Annotated in this window: 1 protein-coding gene and 2 pseudogenes; 2 read left to right on the top strand and 1 reads right to left on the bottom strand. The window is 76.4% G+C overall.

Features of this window, described 5'->3' with window-relative positions:
• Positions 1-1569, bottom strand: a pseudogene (locus CCN42_RS39080) (DNA-binding protein); the annotation flags it as partial.
• A gap of 362 nt (positions 1570-1931) precedes the next feature.
• Between CCN42_RS39080 and CCN42_RS39075 the strand changes: the two are divergent.
• Together CCN42_RS39075 and CCN42_RS39070 are read left to right on the top strand one after the other, a co-directional pair.
• Positions 1932-2117 (top strand): hypothetical protein, encoded by a 186-nt coding sequence (locus tag CCN42_RS39075; RefSeq protein WP_086741928.1) that lies wholly within the window; start codon positions 1932-1934, stop codon positions 2115-2117.
• Positions 2118-2399: 282 nt separating this feature from the next.
• A pseudogene (locus CCN42_RS39070) lies at positions 2400-2757 on the top strand (hypothetical protein); the annotation flags it as partial.

Raw genomic sequence — 2757 nt, 5'->3', positions numbered from 1 at the left:
GTGGCGGTGGTGGTGCACGGGGAGCTTGTCGCCCGGGCCCTCCGGCTCGGGCGCGGGCGTGTGCTCCGGCGCGTGCGCGGGTGCGGGCGCCCCCAGCAGGGCCCGCCCGTGCCCGGACAGCGCCCCGCGCCCCGTCACACCGAGCAGCTCGGCCTCCGTCAGCGTCCACCGTGCGAGCCGCGCCCGCAGGTCCTCCTCGGTGTCCCGGCCGCCCCGCGAGGGCCGCTCCCAGTGCAGGCGGGCGAGCACCGACTCGGCGTCGGGCGCCGCGCCCTCGGGCAGGGCGGCGAGCAGGCCGAGCACCCGGTGCCGTACCTCAGGCGCGGCCGAGCGGTCGAGGCCGGGGCCGAGCGCGGACAGGGTGCGGTCCTTGGCGTCCCGCCCGCCGACCAGGCCGGGCGTGCGGGTGGCGGCCAGCCAGGCCTCGGCGAGCCGGCCCCAGCGTTCGGCGGCGGGCCGCTCCAGCCACTCGTCGTAGGCGGGGGTGGCGGCGTACCGCTCGTCGGCCTCCCCGTCGGAGGCGATCAGTCCGGCGGCGTAGGCCAGTTCCACCCAGAAGGCGGCGACCGGCTCGGAGACGTCGAGGGCGACGGCGGTGCGCTTCAGGTCGCGCACGCTCAGCCCGCCGGCCCGCAGCACCGCCGGGCCGCCCTCGTCCCACTCCTTCAGCAGTTCCTCCACGGTGGCCAGCGCGGTCAGCGCCTGCCCGGCGGCCGTCGCGTCCACAACCTGTGGACGGTGCGTGGCGGCCGGCTCCACGGCGGGCGGCACCGGCTCGGGCGTCCGGTGCGCGCGCCCCGCGCGCAGATGCAGGGCCACCTCCCGCGGCAGGACGACCGTGCCGGGCGCGGTCGGCAGCAGCAGCCCTCGGTCCAGCAGCCACCGCAGCCGGGGCGCCGGGTCCGCGGTGACCTGCCCGTACGGCGGCCCCCACATCAGCCGCTCCAGCACCTGGACCGACTCCTCCGGGGCGCCGGCGAGCAGCGCGCGCATCCGGGCGCGGTCGGAGAACAGCGCGGTCAGCGAGGCCACCGCGGAGACCGCGTCGTGCGTGGACGGCAGGCCCGCCTCCGCCACGATCTCCTGGATCCGGCCCGGCGACATGCCGGCGGTCGCCTCCTGCACCGTCGGTCCCAGCCCCGTCGGCGACGGATGCTGCGGGGACGGCGCGAGCAGTTCCCGCGCGGTGCGCACCAGCCGCAGCCGGTCGTCGCCACCCCACACCAGGGCCTGCTCGCGCAGCAGGCCCACCGCGCGCGGCAGCGCCGCCGCCACGGCCGGATCGCCGTCGTCGCCCGTCAGCAGACCGAGCAGCCGCGCGTACGACGCCGGGTCCGGGGCCACGGCCAGCGCCTGCGCGGTCTGCAGCGTGAACAGGTCCAGCCGCTCCAGGGCACGCACCACCGAGGCGCGGGTGCCCGCCCGGGTGGCCAGCTGGGTCAGATCCGTGGGCACGGGCGTGATGAGATCGGGGCGGCTGCGCAGGAGCGCGGCAAGGGAGTCGTCGTCCCGGGCGCGGAGCGCTTCCGCGAGGGACCGGGGGGCCGCGGGCTTCTCCTCGGTGCTCATCCGGTCCACGGTAGCGGGTACGGGGGCACGGCCCCAGGCGTGCGCGAGGCCGGCCCCGGCGCGGTGCGGGCCCACCTGGCGCCCGCCCGTCGCCCGGCCGGCGAACGGAACGTTGCGCAGATGGCCCCCCGGTGAATTTCGCACGGACGATCCCGGCACCCCTGGCGACCCGCCGCCCGCACTCGTCACCCTGATGCTCCCCTTTCAACCGCTCGCTGACTCAAGGGAGTTCGACGGTGAGCCTGGGCCTCGAGTGGGATCTCGACACGATCATCGCGATCCTCAGCATCGTGGTGCCGCTGGCCGCGTTCGGGTGACAGTTCGGTGTCGTCGGGCGCAAGCGGCTCGGCTGCCGCGTCCAGATGGACACGCTGGCCACCGACACCGCGCACGCCCCGTACGCGGGAGTCCTGCGCGAACTGGACGACGACCACGGCAGCACGCTCACCGACCCCTCGTTCGTCCTGCCGCGGATCGAGAACGCGGGCTGGCAGCCGAGCAGGACGGCGTGGTCCCGCTGCGGATCGGCGACCAGGAGCCGACCCTGACGGGCGTGGAGGAGGGCGACTACCCCTACTGGCAGACCGAGTACGCCTACTCCTACGGCCGCGCCCCGGACGGCTCGATCGCCCAGGCGTTCCTCGGTTTCCTCACCGTGGAGGCCGGCCGCGAGACCCTCGGTCCGTACGCCCGCTCTGCTCGGAGGTGGACAAGCCCGGTCTGTGCGAACCCGGCTGACGGGCCGTCGCCCGGCCGCCCCTGCGCTAACGTCGTCACCCGGGGAATCCGGCTAAATCGGAGAACGGCACACCCGCCCCGGAGGGGACAGCGTGGGCATCGAGAGCGACAAGGTCGTCTACGAATATCTCAGCCGCGTCGGCGACGTGGCGCAGCAGCGGCAGCTGCCCTCCGCCGCCCGGATGCGGCTGGTCAGCCAGTTGCGGGACGAGATCGACCGGCGGCGGGCGAAGGCACCGGTGGACAGCCCCGCCGCGGTCCGCCGGATCATCGACCGCCTGGGCAGCCCCGACGACGTGGTCACGGCGGCGGGCGACAGCGGGGCGCGGACCGCTCCGGAGCCGCCGCGGGCCGCGGTGCCGGTCCAGCGGGAGGAGAAGGCCGGGAAGGCCGCCGCCCGGGAGCGCCGCCCGAAGAACCTCCCGAAGAGCCCCCCGAAGAACCCCCCGG

Origin of the sequence: Streptomyces glaucescens (assembly GCF_002154375.1) — a bacterium.
GTDB classification, from domain to species: Bacteria; Actinomycetota; Actinomycetes; order Streptomycetales; family Streptomycetaceae; genus Streptomyces; species Streptomyces glaucescens.
Note: the sequence above shows the minus strand (reverse complement) of the source record. Positions and strands in the feature narration are given on the sequence as shown.